15 protein-coding genes are annotated in these 18,022 nt (G+C 58.1%); 5 read left to right on the top strand and 10 right to left on the bottom strand.

Features of this window, described 5'->3' with window-relative positions:
- Positions 1–75: 75 nt before the first annotated feature.
- Both QZ725_RS03430 and QZ725_RS03425 read left to right on the top strand, forming a co-directional pair.
- Entirely contained in the window at positions 76–840 is a 765-nt protein-coding gene (locus QZ725_RS03430; RefSeq protein ID WP_293776265.1) for an alpha/beta hydrolase, read from the top strand.
- A 56-nt stretch (positions 841–896) separates the two neighbouring features.
- Positions 897–2,279 carry a tryptophan 7-halogenase gene (locus QZ725_RS03425; protein WP_293776264.1) on the top strand — a complete coding sequence of 461 codons (1,383 nt, stop codon included), beginning with the start codon at positions 897–899 and terminating at the stop codon, positions 2,277–2,279.
- 741 nt (positions 2,280–3,020) lie between these two features.
- Here QZ725_RS03425 and fabG read toward each other — a convergent pair.
- The 10 genes from fabG to ilvA form a co-directional block, all read right to left on the bottom strand.
- The gene (fabG, locus tag QZ725_RS03420) at positions 3,021–3,740 is read right to left on the bottom strand and encodes a 3-oxoacyl-ACP reductase FabG (protein ID WP_293776262.1); all 720 of its coding nucleotides are present in this window, start codon (positions 3,738–3,740) and stop codon (positions 3,021–3,023) included.
- On the bottom strand, positions 3,737–4,249 hold the full coding sequence (locus QZ725_RS03415; protein ID WP_293776261.1) for a 3-hydroxylacyl-ACP dehydratase: 513 nt from the start codon (positions 4,247–4,249) through the stop codon (positions 3,737–3,739). Before QZ725_RS03415 ends, fabG begins: the two co-directional genes overlap by 4 nt.
- Positions 4,246–4,983, bottom strand: coding sequence for a class I SAM-dependent methyltransferase (locus tag QZ725_RS03410; protein ID WP_293776260.1), 738 nt, complete (start codon positions 4,981–4,983; stop codon positions 4,246–4,248). Before QZ725_RS03410 ends, QZ725_RS03415 begins: the two co-directional genes overlap by 4 nt.
- A complete protein-coding gene (locus tag QZ725_RS03405; RefSeq protein ID WP_293776259.1) occupies positions 4,980–7,457 on the bottom strand; it encodes an MMPL family transporter in 2,478 nt (825 codons plus the stop codon). Before QZ725_RS03405 ends, QZ725_RS03410 begins: the two co-directional genes overlap by 4 nt.
- Positions 7,454–8,071, bottom strand: a complete 618-nt coding sequence (locus tag QZ725_RS03400) for a LolA-related protein (protein WP_293776258.1) — start codon at positions 8,069–8,071, stop codon at positions 7,454–7,456. Before QZ725_RS03400 ends, QZ725_RS03405 begins: the two co-directional genes overlap by 4 nt.
- Positions 8,064–8,354, bottom strand: coding sequence for a hypothetical protein (locus QZ725_RS03395; protein ID WP_293776257.1), 291 nt, complete (start codon positions 8,352–8,354; stop codon positions 8,064–8,066). Before QZ725_RS03395 ends, QZ725_RS03400 begins: the two co-directional genes overlap by 8 nt.
- Entirely contained in the window at positions 8,354–9,775 is a 1,422-nt protein-coding gene (locus QZ725_RS03390; protein ID WP_293776256.1) for an AMP-binding protein, read from the bottom strand. The genes QZ725_RS03395 and QZ725_RS03390 overlap by 1 nt, the downstream gene beginning before the upstream one ends.
- A 10-nt stretch (positions 9,776–9,785) precedes the next feature.
- Positions 9,786–10,073, bottom strand: coding sequence for a phosphopantetheine-binding protein (locus QZ725_RS03385; protein ID WP_293776255.1), 288 nt, complete (start codon positions 10,071–10,073; stop codon positions 9,786–9,788).
- A gap of 247 nt (positions 10,074–10,320) precedes the next feature.
- Positions 10,321–11,166, bottom strand: coding sequence for an NADPH-dependent 7-cyano-7-deazaguanine reductase QueF (gene queF, locus QZ725_RS03380; RefSeq protein WP_293776254.1), 846 nt, complete (start codon positions 11,164–11,166; stop codon positions 10,321–10,323).
- Between the two features lie 9 nt (positions 11,167–11,175).
- Positions 11,176–12,726 carry a threonine ammonia-lyase, biosynthetic gene (ilvA, locus tag QZ725_RS03375; RefSeq protein WP_293776253.1) on the bottom strand — a complete coding sequence of 517 codons (1,551 nt, stop codon included), beginning with the start codon at positions 12,724–12,726 and terminating at the stop codon, positions 11,176–11,178.
- A 196-nt stretch (positions 12,727–12,922) separates the two neighbouring features.
- Between ilvA and QZ725_RS03370 the strand changes: the two genes are divergently transcribed.
- The 3 genes from QZ725_RS03370 to QZ725_RS03360 all read left to right on the top strand — a co-directional run bounded on the left by QZ725_RS03370 (position 12,923) and on the right by QZ725_RS03360 (position 17,976).
- Positions 12,923–13,411, top strand: coding sequence for a YqaA family protein (locus QZ725_RS03370; protein ID WP_293776252.1), 489 nt, complete (start codon positions 12,923–12,925; stop codon positions 13,409–13,411).
- 117 nt (positions 13,412–13,528) lie between these two features.
- Positions 13,529–17,530 carry an FAD/FMN-binding oxidoreductase gene (locus QZ725_RS03365; RefSeq protein ID WP_293776251.1) on the top strand — a complete coding sequence of 1,334 codons (4,002 nt, stop codon included), beginning with the start codon at positions 13,529–13,531 and terminating at the stop codon, positions 17,528–17,530.
- Positions 17,527–17,976, top strand: coding sequence for an HIT family protein (locus tag QZ725_RS03360; RefSeq protein WP_293776250.1), 450 nt, complete (start codon positions 17,527–17,529; stop codon positions 17,974–17,976). Before QZ725_RS03365 ends, QZ725_RS03360 begins: the two co-directional genes overlap by 4 nt.
- Positions 17,977–18,022 lie beyond the last annotated feature (46 nt).

Here is an 18,022-nt window from a genome sequence, read left to right as displayed (position 1 = left end):
TAAGCAGCAGATGTGATGTTGACCGCAATCGAATGGTGAAGTGCCCCACGTAATGGAGAGGATGTCATCAGTATAATGAAATACTTTACCCACTCTCTTGGCCTGATCTGCCTGATCGCTCTCGTATCAGGTGGATTGCTGACCGCCTGTATGCCGACCGGAATCGTGAAAAGCAAGCTGGATGTTATTGAGGATAGCGCGCCTTGTAAAGGCGGCGTCGACACGCTCGTGGTCATGCTGCCAGGTGCATATGATACGCCGGCCGATTTTGTGCGGCATGGCTTTGTTGCTGACTTGCGCGAAAGACAGATAGCTGCCGATGTCGTCATGGCCGACACGCATGTCGGTTATTACAGTTCGGCACTGGTGGTCGAACGACTGCATCAGGACATCGTCATGCCGGCGCGGGAAAAGGGCTATCGCCACATCTGGCTGGTCGGCATTTCGCTGGGCGGTTATGGCTCGCTGCTGTATTCGAAACAGCATGGTGAAATGATCGACGGCATGTTCCTGATGGCCCCTTTTCTTGGCAATCGCAGTCTGATTGCCGAAATCGGCAAGTCCGGCCTGGCGCGATGGTCGGTGGGCAATATTGCGAGCGCTGATTACGATCGCGCACTCTGGGCGTGGATCAAGACGTACAGTACGGCGCCGACCACCGTGCCGCCGTTGTATATCGGCTACGGTCTGGAAGATCGTTTCGCCGGCAGCAATCGTCTGATCGGCGATGTATTGCCGCCAGAGCGTGTCTCGACGGTCGAGGGCGGCCACACCTGGCAACCTTGGCTGGCGTTGTGGGAGGGATTTCTTGACCGCGATGTTCTGCCGCGTTGCCGCTGACGTATGATGTGATCCTTCGCCGGTGTACCGGCATGCAGGACGTTCGGAGAAAAGTAATGTTGACCGCAGATACCATGACAGAACAGGCGCCATTGTCATCGCAGAATGCACAGGCCGCTGCGGATGGTGGCGTCGAAAAAGCACCTATTCGTACCCAGGTCGTCGTAATTGGCGGTGGCCCGGCGGGCTCGACTGCTGCGGCCTTACTGGCGCGCGATGGTATACAGGTTACGCTGCTTGAAAAAGCCGTGCATCCGCGTTTTCATATCGGTGAATCGCTGCTACCTGCCAATATTCCCCTGCTCGACAAGCTTGGCGTGCGTGAACAGGTCGAAGCGATTGGCATGCCCAAATGGGGTGTGGAATTCAACTCGATCGAATCCGAGATGAAGACGCATATCGAATTCGCCGAAGCCTTCGACAAGTCCATGCCCTATGCCTACCAGGTACGACGCGCCGATTTCGATCACATCCTGATCAACAATGCGCGCGACAAGGGCGCCGATGTGCGCGAAGGTTGCCGTGTCCGCGAAGTGGATTTCTCGGGCAAGCAGGTGATGGTCAAGGCACAGCAAGCTGATGGCAGCATGCAAAGCTATGTCGCCGATTACGTGATCGATGCTTCCGGGCGCGATACCTTCCTTGCCAATCAATTCAAGACCAAGCAGAAGAACAAGAAACACAACAGCTCGGCGCTCTACAGCCATTTCACCGGTGTCGAGCGTTACGAAGGCAAGCGCGAAGGCGACATCAGCCTGTTCTGGTTCGAGCATGGCTGGTTCTGGCTCATTCCGCTGTCCGATGGCACGACCAGTATCGGTGCCGTTTGCTGGCCGCATTATCTGGCATCGCGCAAGGTCAGCGTCGAACAATTCCTGATGGATACCATCGCGATGGCACCCAAGCTGGCTGATCGCATGAAGAACGCCGTACGGGTGGGCGAAGTCCATGCGACCGGCAATTATTCCTATACCAGCAGCAAGAGCTACGGCGATCGCTACATGCTGCTCGGCGATGCCTATGCGTTCATCGATCCGGTATTTTCCTCGGGCGTGCTACTGGCGATGCAAAGTGCTTTCGTCGGTATGGATGCGGTCAAGGCCAGTCTGCAGGTGCCGCAGCAAGCACAGGCTGCGCTGGCACGATTTGATCATCACATGCGGCGCGGGCCGTCGATTTTTTCGTGGTTCATCTACCGCGTAACGAATCCGGCGATGCGTTTCCTGTTCCTTAATCCACGTGATTTCCTGCAGACCAAGGCGGCGGTGATGTCGGTGCTGGCTGGCGATATTTTCCACAACAAGGCGATCTGGCCTTCGTTGTATGCGTTCAAGGGGATCTATTACATTTCGTCGATTTTCAATCCGATGCGGACCTTGCATGCGTGGCGTAGGCGGAAGATGAATATTCGTGATCCTGAAGCGGGATCGATGGTTTGATGATGGCTAGTAGTTAGTTGTTTTGCTGTTGTGTTTCGTTGCAATTGTTGCGTTGAGATGTGCGGCCATAGATGGTGTGGTTTCGGTTTTTTGTGATGATGCGGTGAGTTCTTCGTAGAGATTTTCCGGGGGTAGCCCGGCGGCTACCTACTTTCTTTGCATTCGCCAAAAAAAGTAGGCAAAGAAAGGCGACCGCGGTACGCAGCCCCTTCGGGGTTCCCGCTGTTGCCACACCCAAATCGGGAAACGGGCGAAACTCGCTTCGCTCAGACAACGCCCGTTCCTGATTCGATTTGGGTGTGGCAACAGCGGCTGCGCACAAGCGGGATTTTTTCGGGGGGCAATCGCCTGTAGCGGGTAGCTGGTGACGTGCTTTAAAAAGCGACGGCTAATTATCGGGCGTCGCTTTTTGTTTTTCTTTGCATTCGCCAAAAAAAGTAGGCAAAGAAAGGCGACCGCGGTACGCAGCCCCTTCGGGGTTCCCGGTGTTGCCACACCCAAATCGGTAAACGGGCGAAACTCGCTTCGCTCAGACAACGCCCGTTTCTGATCCGATTTGGGTGTGGCAGCAGCGGCTGCGTACAAGCGGGATTTTGGGGCTTGGCAACAGCTTGTATTTCGGTATCCAGTGGAGTGTTTAAAAAGGAAAAGCGACGGCCAATTATTGGGCGTCGCTTTTTGTTTGTGGGATGGTATTGCCTTAACTGCTGAGTTTTTCTTTATGCCGCGATGGCACGGAACTCAGATCATGCCACCGTTGATCGAAATGACTTGCCCTGAAATATAACCAGCCTGTTCGGATGCCAGGAATGCGATCAGATCGGCGACTTCGTCGGGCTTGCCGGCGCGTTTCATCGGCACCATGTTCTGGATCATTTTTTCATCGAAACTGCCGGCGATCATGTCGGTTGCGATGATGCCGGGTGCGACAGCGTTGACGGTGATGCCGCGGCTGGCGAGTTCGAGCGACAAGGATTTTGTGGCCGAATGCAGCGCACCCTTGGCGGCGGAATAATTGACCTGACCCCGATTGCCGGCCACGGCAGCGACGGACGATACCGTGATGATGCGGCCCCAGCGCGTGCGGATCATCGGCATCGTCAGCGGTTGCGTGACATTGAAGAAGCCGTGCAGCGACACGTCGATCACCTTGTGCCATTGACCGGACGACATGCCAGGGAAAACCGCATCGTCATGGATGCCGGCATTGTTGACGATGATCTGGATCGCGCCCGCCGCGCTCAGCGCTTCCACTGCCACGCGTGTGGCATCGGCATCGGTAATATCGAACACCGCGACTTCGGCGCTGCCGCCTGCCTGCGCGATGGCATCGCACACGGCTTGCGCTTTTTCCTGTCCGCGATTGGCATGCACGATTACATGCAGTCCGTCTTGCGCCAGACGCTTGCAGATGGCGCTGCCAATGCCGCCGCTGCCGCCGGTTACCAAGGCACGTTTCACGATGCGTTTCCTTTCAGATTGTCCGAATGTTTTTGTTCGACCAGCGAGGCGTCGAGGATGACGGTGGCGCGGCCATCGAGGAGGCGTGTTTGCGTGTGTTGTCCGCGCAGCGTGAATGCGTAGAGGATGCAATTGGGTTCGCTGTGCGTGAGCGTCACTTCAACCTGCATTGGTTCATTCAGGTCGTCGAGGCGCGCCACATGCAGATTGGTGTTGCGCACACTGGCGAGAAAACCTGCCTTCGGACGTTCCGTCGGACCGGTGTCGCCCATCTGTGATGTCGCCAGCAACGCAGTGTGCACGGCCATAGCCTGCGCTGCATATTCGATGCCATTGGCGGCACCGAGCCTGTCGTGCGCGCGGAGTGGGTGATCGACATCGAGATGACTGGTGGCGATTGCTGTCATGCATTGTGCATCCCAGCTTTCCACATGATCGAGCAGGCACATGTCGCCCTGATGCGGAATGTGCGCCATCATCCATGCGCGGTCGATGCATGCCATGTTCATGCGCCGCCTTTCTTGCGGCACACCAGCAGGATATTGGCGAACGGCGTGCCTTCATGCATTGGCATGGCTTCGACCGCGAAGCCGATGGCGGCAATATCACGCTGCCAGTCGGCAATGGTGCGGCAGAAGGTTGGCAAGGTCTTGTGACCGCGAATGCTGGTAACCACGTTATCGACCCAGTTGCTGATCTTGAACGGCAGGCCACCGGCCGCATCGCCAACGCGCAACAGCAGTACGCCATTGTCTTGCAAGCACGCGTGCACGCGGCGCAGTACATCATCCTGCGCTGCAAAATCCACATAATGCAGCACGTCGAGAATCACCACGGCATCGGATGCCGGGAAGGTCACAGTACACATATTGCCGACTTCGAAGGTCGCACGTTCGCCTGCTGCATGCAGGGCGGCACGTGCACGTTCCACATCGCGCGGCATCAGTTCGATGCCATGTACCTTGGCAATTGCGGGCGCAGCCAACCAGCCGGCAGGCCACTCGCCTTTTTCATATTGTGCCTGTGCCGATAGCAGCCACGAAGTCAGCAAGCCTTGCCCGCAGCCGATGTCGAGCACACGGATGCCACCATCGCGCTTTGGAAGCAAGCCGCGCTGCAGCATGCCCTTGAACACGGGATCGCGGCCCAGCTTGCCTTGCGCAAAATGCCAGGCGAAGCGGCCAGCCTGACGATAAGGGTTGCAGGCAGCGTTCAGCAGATTCTGAATGGCGTTGGTCGTCATGGATTGGTTTTGTCAGTGGGGGCAGAAGGGTGGTTGGGCATGCGCGAAAACACGGCCGAATAGACGAGCGCCAGAATCACGCCGATGCCGACTGTCTTGCCGATGGCGCTCAGGATGGGCACGCTGGAAAAACCGAGTACGCCGAAGCCGATCACCGTCGTCAGGTTGGCGAAGATCAATGATGCCAGTGTGGTCGGCTTGATCTGGGTGACCGTGCGTGGCTCGCCGGTTTCTTCATCGGTGATGACGGTGGTCGGTGGTTGCGCGAAGAACAGCGCGTAGTTTGAGCCGACGGCGACGATCAGCAGCAGACCAACCAGATGCAGAATCGTCATGCGTTCGCCCGTCAGCATGAAGAAGGCGGCGACGCTGAGCACGGCGGTAATCAGCGGCACCATGACGCGTGCCAGACCGCCCAGCGAACGAATGCTGAAGCCGAGCAACACCGTCATCGCGGCCAGGCCGCACAGCGCCAGCAGCACGGCCTCACGCATGTAGCCGCTGTAGAGTTTGTCGGTTTCGACTTTCAGGTCGATGAAGTAGGCTTCCTTCACGCCGGACTTTTCAAGTTCGCTGCGCATCAGTGCGGCATCAATCACATGATCGGCGTTGGCCGTCAGTGGCAGCAGGGCGGTCGTCTCGTCCGGTTGCTCGATCAACAGCGAATCGGTCGCCAGCGCCATCGATGTGCCTGTCAGATCCTTGCGCGACAGCAGGCGTGCCTGCAAGGTATCGGGCTTGCTGGCGGTGGCTGCCAGCGTATCGACCGCGGTTACAAAGGGTTGCAGCACCGAAGCCTGGAATGGCAAACCGGTAACCGCTTGTTTCACGCGTTGATCGAGCGTGGCCGCGTCAGGCAGGCTTGCCAGTCTTGCCTTTTGCGTGGCTTGGCTGGGCAGATAGCGCGTGGGGCTTTCGAAGGCAGCGAGCTGGCCTTGTTCAACCAGACCATCCAGACGCACCGCGACTTTTTCCGAAGCCTGCAAGGCATCTTCCAGCGTCTTGCCTTTGACGACGACGAGATAACGCACGTCAGGTGCACCAATATCCTTGCGCAGTTTTTCGTCGAGGTCCTTGTCGCGCTGGCTGACCGGACTCAGCGCGCCGAGTTCGGGTTGCCACAGATTGTCACGATTGATCCAAAGCACGGCACAGGCGAGGATGACAAACCCCAATACGACGAAACGCAGGCGCTGCAACACGGCAATCGCCTTTTGCAAGGCAAAGCCGATATGCGACAAATCGCGCACCACGAAACTGCGGGGCAACAGCGACGGCAACACGTAACGTGTCACGAAGGCCGCCGAAACGAGACCGGCAATCGTGAACATGCCAAGTTGTGCCAGACCGGGAAAGCCCGAGAACAGCAGTGCGCCAAAACCGGCCATCGAGGTCAACACGCCAAGACGAATGGTCGGCCAGGATTTTTTCGCCCAGTCGGCACTATTCTTCGCACTGCCGGACTGGATGAACAGGTAGATCGCGTAATCGATGGCTTCGCCGATCAGCGTGGTGCCGAAGCCAAGCGTAATCGCATGTACGCTACCGAAACCCAGGCTCACGGCGACGGTGCCGGCCAGCACGCCGCTCAATACGGGCGCAAGACCGAGCAGTACCGCGACACCCGAACGATAGACGATGAACAGAATCGTCATGATCAGCAAGGCACTGACGATGGCGAACAGGCCTGCTTCATGACTGATGGTGTTGCGTGCATTGACGCCGAATACGCCGGGGCCGGTCATCAGCAGATCGGCTTTGGCTGCTTGCGACATTGTCTGTGCAACTTCGGCCTTGGCTGCCTCGAACTTTTCGCGGATGTGCAGCATGGCAGCTTCCTGTCCGTCGGTGTCCGAACCGAGTGCGCGTGTCTGCGCGAGGATCAGTGCGCGTCCGCCATCTTTGGCAACCCACACACCTTGCACCTTGCGTGGTTGCTGGCCGCTGTTGAATTGCGTAATCAGCGTCGCCATTTCGCCGGTCGGGTCTTGCGGCAGGATGTCCTTGACCAGCAGGCCGGCGGGCGAGGCTAGCAGATCGACGGTTTCGCTGAACGCGTCATGTAAGCCTGCCGTGCTGAAACGTTCAGGCGTTACGCTCGGGCTGAGCAGGTAGCGATTATTGAACAGGTAGGCGCGATCTTTTTCCTGATTGACGGGTTCGCCATTGTTGACAGAGATGAACTCGTCATTGCTGCGCATTCTCTTTGCAAGCGCCTTCGACAAGGCAGCGTGTGTCGGCGTGTCGGCACCGTCAATCCCCAGCAGGATCATGCGCGAGATCATGCCGTCGCGCAGTTGCTCGACGAGCAGCTTCTGTTCCTGCGTTGGGTCCTTGGGCAGGAAGGCCGACATGTCGGCAGTAAAGTTGGCGCGGAACAGAACGCCGACGCCGATCAGCAGCAGGATCAGCCAGATACCGATCGCCTTCCAGGCGCGTGGCGGTGCTGCGTCGTGCGATGCAGGTGTGGTCATGAACGCGGCTTTTCGATGCTCATGACGGAACGATCGCCATCGGCTTGCTGCACTTCGACTTCGCGCACGTCACCAGCGGTGCCGCTAAGTGTGATGCGCTTGACCTTTTGTCTTGCCTGAAAGTCGCTTGGCGTCAGCGCCAGCTTCCATTGCTCGCGCGTGCCGGTCAGCGCCACCACGTAGTTGAGTTCGAGCGAACGACGATCGCCGGCCAGCGTGGCGCGAATGCTTTCGATCAGTGCCGACAGTTCTGGCGATTCGTCGAGATCAATGGCGAACTTGTGCTTGCCGCGTTCGAGCGTGACCATATTGCGTTCCAGTACCATGCGTTCAGGCTTGGGCTTGAGCGTGCGCTTTTCGAGTTTGTTGGGCGGGGTGTAGAGCAATTCGCCCGACGATTCGACCGGGCGGTCGAGCGTGGAAATGTACTTCTTCTCGACGAAATTGACCTTACCCGGTTTGGTTTGCGCCAGACTGGCCATCAACTGATCCATGTTCCAGTCGGCAGCGTTGACGTTGTGCATGCCAAGCATCAATCCGCAGCCGAGTGCCGTGGCGCAGGCAACACGCTGCATCAGCGATTTCAGACGGAGGGGGAAACGCGTTTCATGCATGAAAGACTCCCGAGACGGCGACATGTTCGGCATCCTTGATGTCGAACTGGATATTGCCGGCAGTATTGGTTTCGTAATGGATGACCAGCGCGGTATCCGGCATGACCGGGCGCAGGAACTTGACGCTATTGAGCCGGCATGTCGTCAACTCGCGTTGCAGATGGGTGGCGATAGCGTTTAGCGCCAGATCGAGCAGCACCACACCGGGCGTGATCGGCATGCCGGGAAAGTGGCCGGCGAACGAAGGATGATCGGCGGGAATATGCAGAGCCAGCGTTTGCATCAGGAAGCCTCGGGTGGATGGGCGGAAAGCGATTCGGCCAGTTCGGCCAGTGCCGCCTGCGGCAGTTTGCCGGTCGCGTTGCGCGGCAGTGCCGCAACCTTGATCAGCGGTCGCGGCATGAAGGCAGGGTCGAGCTTGTCGCGCAGGATGGCGACAATGTCTTTCACATCCAGATTTGGCGCAACGACGAAGGCGCGCAAGCGTGTGACTTCGCCCGACGTCTTTTCCGGTGGCATGTAGAACGCACCGTCTTCGACGCCGGGAATCGCATTCAGATGATGATTCAGGTAGGCCAGTGAACTGCGCTTGCCGGCGATATTGATCATGTCGGCCATGCGACCATGCATGAGAAAACGACCTTCGCCGGTCGGTTCGATCGCATCGTTCATTGGCATCGGGATTTCGACATGGCCGCCGCTGATCCACATGCGCTGATCGCTGGTGTCGTCTGCGTGACGCTGCATGCGAATCGCCGGGAACAATGACCACTCTTGCGATACCGTCGGTCGTCGCGTCGCGATCTGGCCGGTTTCGGTACTGCCGTAGATTTCAGACAGCGGCGCGCCGAATACCTGTTCCGACTGTTGTGCGAGTTGCGGCGCCAGCGGCGCGGTGGCCGAAACGATCAGTCGCACTTGCGGCAAGGCCGCTTGCATGCCGACCAGCTGGCGCAGATGCACCGGCGTGGTCACCAGGACATGCGGTCCCGGTACCTGTTGCAGGGTGTTGCAAATGTCAGCCGGATAGAACCAGGGCGAACTCGCCAGTGCAAAACCGTTCGCCAGCGGCATCAAGACGGTCGATTCGAAGCCGTACATGTGCTGTGGCGGTACGGTGCCGACGATGGTGCACGACGTGCCTGCTTGCAGGCCCAGCTGTTGCGCTTCCGCGCGCACGTTGCGTACCAGTGCACCCCAGGTCTTGCGATGCGCGACCGGCAACCCGGTCGAGCCGGAAGTGAAGACGTAGGCAACCACTTGTTGTTCAGCCAGTTGTGGGATGACGAAAGCGGCATCTGCTGCGACTTCGGTAAATTGCAATGCAGAGGGAAACGGTGTCTGCGGCAACGCGATCGCGCAGGTCGCCTGATCGGTCAGGCAATGCGCATCGGGTGCGAAGGTTTGCAGTTGCCGGATGGTTTCCGGCGTGCGCGTGGATGGCAGCAGATTGATCTTGCCCGCAACCATGATGGCGCACAGCGACACCAGAAAACGATAGCGGTCATGGCAATCGTTGAGGATATGCGTGGCATCCGGCAGCAGCGGCACGAGGCGTTGCACATCGCACAGAAACTGTACCGTCGTGACACTGCGCCCATCGCGCCAGGCGATGACGTGATCCGGCCCGGCATCGGGCAGCAGTGGAAGACGCGGCCCCGGCAAGGCCGCTTCAGCGGTTTCCTGTCGCTCTGCTTGGTGCATGCGCAGCGGGTTACTGCGTTTTGTTGGCGGCGATGTAGTCCGACAGCGAACGCAGCGAGGCAAAAATCTTCTCGTTGTCTTCGTGATCGGCGCGCAACTGGATACCGTAATTTTTTGACACAACCAGGGCGACTTCAAGAATGTCGATCGAATCGAGGCCAAGACCTTCGCCGTACAGGGAGTCGTCGGGCGAAATGGAAGCAGGATCGATATCGAGGTTCAGGGCGTGAACGATGAGTTTGGCCACTTCCTGCATGAATGCTGGATCGGCGGAAGCGTTGTTGTTTGCGGTAGTCATAGTGATAGTAAAAGGTTTGCGCCGGCGATTATATAGAAGGCATTGTCCGCAAAGGCGGTTTTATGCAGCGATTGTTGTTGCATCAGCATCATCTGCACGAAATACCTTACTGAGGGTTGATGGGCCGGTCGTCTGGTGCCACAGGCTACGGCAAATGACATGCCTATGTTAGCCAATAAATTGCACAACGCAGGCAGAATTTACATCCGGTTGTTATTTGCCGTTGTGCAAGAGCGTGTGACCGCGCTTATTGCCGTGCGTTCCGTGCGTTCGATGGTGGTTTGCCGGTACTGAAGTTGCTGCGCCACGGATTGATATCCAGCCCGCCGCGTCTGGTATAGCGCGCGTAGACCGCCAGCTTGTGTGGTTTGCACTGGCGCAGGATGTCCATGAAGATGCGTTCGACGCATTGCTCGTGGAATTCGTTGTGTTCGCGGAAACCGATCAGGTATTTGAGCAAGCCTTCCTGCGCGATTTGCGGGCCGACATAGCGAATCTGCACACTAGCCCAGTCTGGTTGGCCGGTGACCAGGCAGTTGGATTTCAGAAGATGCGATACCAGCGTTTCTTCCACAGGTGCTTCGTTTTCGTCTGCATGCAGCAGCGCGGGGTTCGGCGCGTATTCATCGACTTCGATATCCAGCCGGTCCAGCAGCAGGCCATCGAGTTCCCCGACGGGAATGGCACCGAAATTCTCAGGCAGCGTCAGCGTAATCTGCACTTGCGCCCCGAAGCCGTTCGATAAATCTTCACGGAGCAATTCCAGCAAGGCATCGGTGCCGCCGAGTCGCGTCTGGTTGAGCGAATTCAGATACAGCTTGAACGACTTCGATTCAATAATGTTGGGCGAATCGGCCGGTACCATGATTCGCGCCAACGCTACTTGCGGCTTGCCGCGCATGTTGAGCCACGACACTTCGTAGGCATTCCAGATATCCATGCCGAAAAACGGCAGGCGCGTGCCTTCGCTCAGGCCGATTTCTTCGCGCTTGTACAGGCGTGGAATCGGGAAAAGCAGCGAGGGATCGTACTGCGCCTGATAGGTCGTCGGTTTGCCGAGTGGCGAATCGCCAGCGGGGGAAGGCGTGCTCATGGTGTTCTCCTACAGGAACAGCTTGTAGACGGGATTCTCGCTCTCGTCCCAGTTGCGATAGCCAAGGCTGGAAAGGAAGGCGCGGAAATCCTTCATTTCCTTCTTCGGCACTTGCAGGCCGACCAGGATGCGGCCCACATCGCCACCTTGATTGCGGTAATGGAACAGGCTGATATTCCAGTTCGGTGCCATGCTGTCGAGGAAGCGCATCAGCGCGCCCGGACGTTCGGGGAATTCAAAGCGATACAGCAGTTCGTTCTCTGCCAGTTCGCTCTTGCCACCAACCAGATGGCGAATGTGGCCTTTGGCCAGCTCATCCTGGGTCAGGTCCAGCGCCTTGAAACCGTGGCGCTCGAAATTCTTGGCGATGCGCGTGGGTTCTTCGCGATCGCTGATCTGCAGGCCGACGAATACATGCGCCTGTTTTGCGCCGCTGATACGGTAGTTGAATTCGGTCACGTTGCGCGGGCCGATCAGTTCGCAGAAACGCTTGAAGCTGCCGCGCTCTTCGGGGATCGTGATAGCGAACAGGGCTTCGCGCGATTCGCCGACTTCGGCACGTTCCGCCACGAAGCGCAGACGGTCGAAGTTCATGTTGGCACCGCAAGCGATCGCCACCAGTGTTTCGTTCTTGAGTGGCTTCTTCTCGGCCTTGGCACGTTCGAGATAGGCTTTGGCACCAGCAATGGCGAGCGCGCCGGCAGGTTCCAGAATGCTGCGCGTATCCTGAAACACGTCTTTCAACGCGGCGCATACGGCATCCGTATCGACGATGATGATGTCATCCACCACTTTCTTGGCAAGACGGAAGGTTTCCTCGCCCACCAGCTTGACTGCCGTGCCGTCCGAAAACAGGCCGACATCGGGCAGCGTGACGCGACGACCCGCCTTGAGGCTGCGCGCCATCGCATCCGAATCTGTCGTCTGCACGCCGATGATCTTGATCTCGGGGCGTACGGCCTTGACGTAGGCGCCGATGCCCGAGATCAGGCCGCCGCCGCCAATCGCCACGAAGATCGCATGGATCGGGCCGGTATGCTGGCGCAGGATTTCCATCGCGATCGTGCCTTGGCCGGCGATGACGTCCGGATCGTCGAATGGATGCACGAAGGTCAGCTTGTATTTCTTTTCCAGATCGAGCGCGTGCTGGTAGGCATCGGAATACGAATCGCCGAACAGCACGACTTCGCCGCCACGCGCCTTGACGGCATCGATCTTGACTGGCGGCGTGGTAGTCGGCATCACGATCATGGCGCGGCAGCCGAGGCGGGTAGCGGCCAGTGCCACGCCTTGTGCGTGGTTGCCGGCCGAGGCGCAGATCACGCCGCGCTTGAGTTTTTCTGGCGGCAGATGCGCCATCTTGTTGTACGCACCGCGCAACTTGAAGCTGAAAACGCTCTGAATATCCTCGCGCTTGAAATAAATGTTGTTGCCATAGCGTTTCGACAGCGTAGGGGCAAGATCGAGCGGGGATTCGACGGCCACGTCATAGACGCGGGCGGTCAGAATTTTTTTCAGGTAATCGGTCGTCATGATGTTCGGTTGGCTTGGCGCCTGCACAAGGAAGATGCGTTGCGGCGCAGCCGCTCATTATAATGGACGGCTTTGCCGGGCGGCAGGTACTTGTTGTGTCGCCGACCGTCTTGTCGGCTGGTATCTCGGGCATCTGCGTGCAAATCCGCCGATGCGATTCACTTGTTCTTGCGATGGAAGTTGGTAATGGAAGTCGAAATGGTGATGTGGATGGTGGTGTTTCATGCTTGAATCCAGCGTGCAGTGGTTGCTGGCAGTACTGGCAGCACCGGAAGTCGGCCTGACTTCCGTTTTTCTGATCAGCCTGATATCGGCGACGCTGTTGCCGCTTGGCTCCGAGCCTGCCGTGTTTGCGGCGGTCAAGGCCAATCTGGCGATGTTCTGGCCGATCATCGCGGTGGCCACGGTTGGCAATACCATTGGCGGCCTCGTCAATTACTGGATGGGGCTGGGTGCCAAGCAACTTTTCGCCAGGGAGCGACAGACGCGCTGGTTTCACTGGCTGGAGCGTTTCGGCGCAAAAGCGCTGCTGTTGTCATGGCTGCCCGGCATTGGCGATCCCCTCTGTCTGTTAGCCGGCTGGCTGCGTTTGCCGTTCTGGCCTTGCGTGATGTACATGGCAATCGGCAAGTTTTTGCGTTACCTGACCATGACGTGGCTGCTGTTATACGTGCCGGACGGCTTTTGGCATTGGGTCGGAAGCTGGTTTTAAGTCTTTTTTGCCGCGGTGAACGCGGTTTTTGCACCACGCCGCGTGGGCCTGCGCACGGACGCGCAAACGGCCAATCGGCTAGAATGCGCCTTTAGCGTCAATGCAAGCGATTTTCTGATGAACGCCCCAGTCCAAGTTCAGACCCTTCTCGCCGATCTGCCCGGCGGCGCAACGCCGACGCGCCTGCGTGAAATTCCCTACAACTACACCTCGTTTTCCGACCGCGAGATCGTGATTCGCCTGCTCGGAGAGCCGGCCTGGGAATTGCTGTCCGAACTGCGTGCTGAACGCCAGACTGGCCGCTCGGCGCGCATGCTGTACGAAGTGCTGGGTGATATCTGGGTAGTGCGCCGCAATCCATATTTGCAGGACGACATGCTGGACAACCCTAAGCGTCGCCAGGATTTGATTGATGCGCTCAACCATCGCCTGGCTGAAGTGGACAAGCGCCGTGCGCGCGATCTGCAATCGGCGGACGATCCGAACGCTGTACGTCGTGCTGCAGCGGTGGAAACGCTGGTGCAGGCCGCCTGCAAGGCGGTGGCGGATTTCGGCGAAGAATTCCGCAATACCTGGGATCTGCGCAAGCGCGCCACACGCGTGCTGGGTCGCTATACTGATAAAGACAACATCAAGTTCGACGGCCTGTCGCGCGTGTCGCACGTGACCGATGCGACTGACTGGCGCGTCGAATATCCGTTCGTCGTGCTGACGCCGGACAGCGAAGAAGAAATGGCCGGTCTGGTCAAGGCATGTATCGAACTCGGTCTGACCATCATCCCGCGCGGCGGTGGCACTGGCTACACGGGCGGCGCCATTCCATTGACGCCCATGTCGGCCGTCATCAACACCGAAAAGCTGATCTATCTTGGCGAAGTCGAGATGACGCGTCTGCCGGGTGTCGATCGCGATTATGCGACGATTTATTCGGGTGCCGGCGTTGTCACCAAACGCGTGGCGGATGCGGCGGAGAAAGCAGGTTTCGTGTTTGCGGTCGATCCGACCTCTGCCGAAGCCTCGTGCATCGGCGGCAATATTGCGATGAACGCCGGCGGCAAGAAGGCCGTACTGTGGGGCACGGCACTGGACAATCTGGCGAGCTGGCGCATGGTCGATCCGAATGGCGACTGGCTAGAGGTCACCCGCCTTGAACATAATCTCGGCAAGATTCACGATGCGCCGGTAGCGAAATTCCGCCTTGAATGGACGCATCCGAGCGAGAAAAGCCGCAAGAAGAACACGCCGTTCAAGACGGAAATTCTCGAAATTGCAGGCCGTACCTTCCGCAAGGAAGGTCTTGGCAAGGACGTTACTGATAAATTCCTGTCGGGTTTGCCCGGCGTGCAAAAGGAAGGCTGCGATGGTCTAATCACGTCGGCGCGCTGGATTCTGCACAAGATGCCCAAGCACACGCGCACGGTCTGTCTCGAATTTTTCGGTCATTCGCGCGATGCAATTCCGTCGATCGTCGAGATCAAGGATTTCCTCGATGCCGAAACCAAGAAGGGCGGGGCGATTCTGGCAGGCCTTGAGCATCTGGACGAGCGCTATCTGCGTGCGGTCGGTTACGCCACCAAGTCCAAGCGCGGCATCCTGCCGAAGATGGCGCTGTTTGGCGATATCGTCGGCGACGATGAAAATGCCGTAGCGCAGGCGGCTTCCGAAGTGATCCGTCTCGCCAACACGCGTGTCGGTGAAGGGTTCGTTGCCGTCAGTCCTGAAGCACGCAAGAAATTCTGGCTCGATCGCGCCCGTACGGCGGCGATCTCCAAACACACCAATGCCTTCAAGATCAACGAAGACGTCGTGATTCCGCTCGATCGCATGGGCGAATATTCGGACGGTATCGAGCGCATCAACGTCGAGCTATCGATCAAGAACAAGCTGCAACTGCTGGCCGAATTGCGCGGCTTCTTTGCCAAGGGCAGTCTGCCGCTGGGCAAGAGCGACGATGTCGAAGGCGATGATATTCCGGCGGCCGAGTTGCTGGAAGATCGCGTGCATCAGGCTGAAGCGCTGATCGATGCCACGCATGCGCGCTGGTCGTATGTGCTAACGCACCTCGATACGCCCTTGCGTGAAGCGAAGGATGCCCTGGTTGCGCATGGGTTCGACAATCTGGGCGAAGCATTCGACAAGCGTCTGATTGCGCAGCCCGATGCGACCGTGTTCGACGTGGTGCAGGATCGCACCGTGCGCATTTCGTGGAAGCTCGAAGTACGTACGCCATTGCGCCAGATTTTCAGCGGCGCATGGTTCCGCCTGATCCTCGACGAAGTCAATGCGATTCACAAGCGCGTGCTGCGTGGTCGCGTTTTCGTTGCCTTGCACATGCATGCAGGCGACGGCAATGTGCATACGAATATCCCGGTCAATTCCGACCACTATCAAATGCTGCAGGATGCGCATGAAGCCGTGGCACGCATCATGAAGCTCGCACGTTCGCTCGATGGTGTGATCTCGGGTGAACACGGCATTGGCATCACCAAGCTGGAATTCCTGACCGATGCGGAGCTGGCGGATTTCCGTTCGTATAAACGTCGCATCGATCCCGAAGGCCGCTTCAACAAGGGCAAGCTCATGGATATGGGCGAGCTTAGTGCCGATCTGCGCAATGCCTACACGCCGTCGTTCGGGCTGATGGGGCATGAATCGCTGATCATGCAGCAGAGCGATATTGGCGCAATTGCCAACAGCGTCAAGGATTGCCTGCGTTGCGGCAAATGCAAGCCGGTTTGCTCGACCCACGTGCCGCGTGCGAATCTGCTGTATTCGCCACGTAACAAGATTCTCGCTACCTCGCTGCTGGTCGAGGCTTTCCTTTATGAAGAGCAGACGCGCCGCGGTGTGTCACTCAAGCATTGGGAAGAGTTCGAAGACGTGGCCGACCACTGCACGGTGTGCCACAAGTGCCTGACGCCATGCCCGGTCGATATCGACTTTGGCGATGTCTCGATGAACATGCGCAACCTGCTGCGCAAGATGGACAAAAAGACCTTCAATCCGGGCACGACGGCGGCGATGTTTTTCCTGAATGCGACTGATCCATCGACCATCAATGCCACGCGCAAGGTCATGATCGATTGGGGCTACAAGGCGCAGCGTTTCGGTCACGATCTGTTCAAGAAAGTAGCGAAAAAGCAGACGCGCGCACCGCAGCCAACCATCGGCAAGCCGCCCGTCAAGCAACAGGTGATCCACTTCATCAACAAGAAGATGCCGGGCAACCTGCCGAAGAAGACCGCACGCGCGCTGCTGGATATCGAAGACAACAAGGTCGTGCCGATCATCCGCAATCCGCAAACCACGACGATGGATACCGAAGCGGTGTTCTATTTCCCCGGTTGCGGTTCGGAACGCCTGTTTTCGCAGGTCGGCCTCGCCACGCAAGCCATGCTCTGGCATGTCGGCGTGCAGACTGTGCTGCCGCCCGGCTATCTGTGCTGTGGTTATCCGCAACGTGGGTCCGGCGATTACGACAAGGCCGAAAAAATCATCACCGACAATCGCGTGCTGTTCCACCGCATGGCCAATACGCTCAACTATCTGGATATCAAGACCGTGGTCGTCTCGTGCGGCACCTGTTACGACCAGTTGCAGGGCTATGAATTCGAGAAGATTTTCCCCGGTTGCCGCATCATCGACATCCACGAATATCTGTTGGAGAAGGGCGTCAAGCTCGAAGGCGTGAGCGGTACGCGCTACATGTATCACGACCCTTGCCACACGCCGATAAAGTTGCAGGACCCGCTGAAGACGGTGAACGCGCTGATCGAAACGGTCGATGCCACCAGGATCGAGAAGAACGATCGTTGCTGCGGCGAGTCCGGCACGTTTGCTGTGACGCGCCCCGACATCTCGACCCAGGTACGCTTCCGCAAGGAAGAGGAAATGCGCAAGGGTGCCGACAAGTTGCGTGACGATGGCTTCAATGGCGACGTGAAGATACTGACGTCTTGCCCGTCTTGCCTGCAAGGCTTGTCGCGTTACAACGACGATTCGGCGACGACAGCCGATTACATCGTGGTCGAGATGGCGAAACATCTGCTGGGTAGCGACTGGTTGCCGCAATACGTGGAGCGCGCCAACAACGGCGGTATCGAGCGCGTGCTGGTATGACGACGGCAAATCTGAAGGCCGCTGCTTGTGAATTGTGTGAGCAGCATGGCGGTGAAGTTTTGTACAGCAACGACAGCCTACGCGTGGTGCTGATCGACGATGCTCATTATCCGGGTTTCTGTCGCGTGATCTGGCATGACCATGTGGCCGAAATGACCGATCTGCAACCTGCGCAGCGTTCGTTGCTGATGCGTACCGTATGTCAGGTCGAAACCGCGTTGCGCGAAGTCATGCAGCCGCACAAGATCAATCTCGCCAGCCTCGGCAACATGGTGCCGCATCTGCATTGGCATCTGATTCCGCGCTATACCGACGATGCACATTTTCCGCAGCCGATCTGGGCTACCGCATCGCGCGTGACCGATGCGGATGTGCTGGCTCAACGACGTGCCTTGCTACCTGCATTGCGTGAGGCGGTTGCGCGGCACGCGGCGTGCCAAGGATAATTCCCTTACTCCGTCAGGCATCCTATCGTGATGCCTGCTTTCCACA

It is taken from the genome of uncultured Oxalicibacterium sp. (assembly GCF_913776015.1).
Classification (GTDB): Bacteria; Pseudomonadota; Gammaproteobacteria; order Burkholderiales; family Burkholderiaceae_D; genus Oxalicibacterium.
This window is presented reverse-complemented; position numbering and strand designations above follow the sequence as displayed.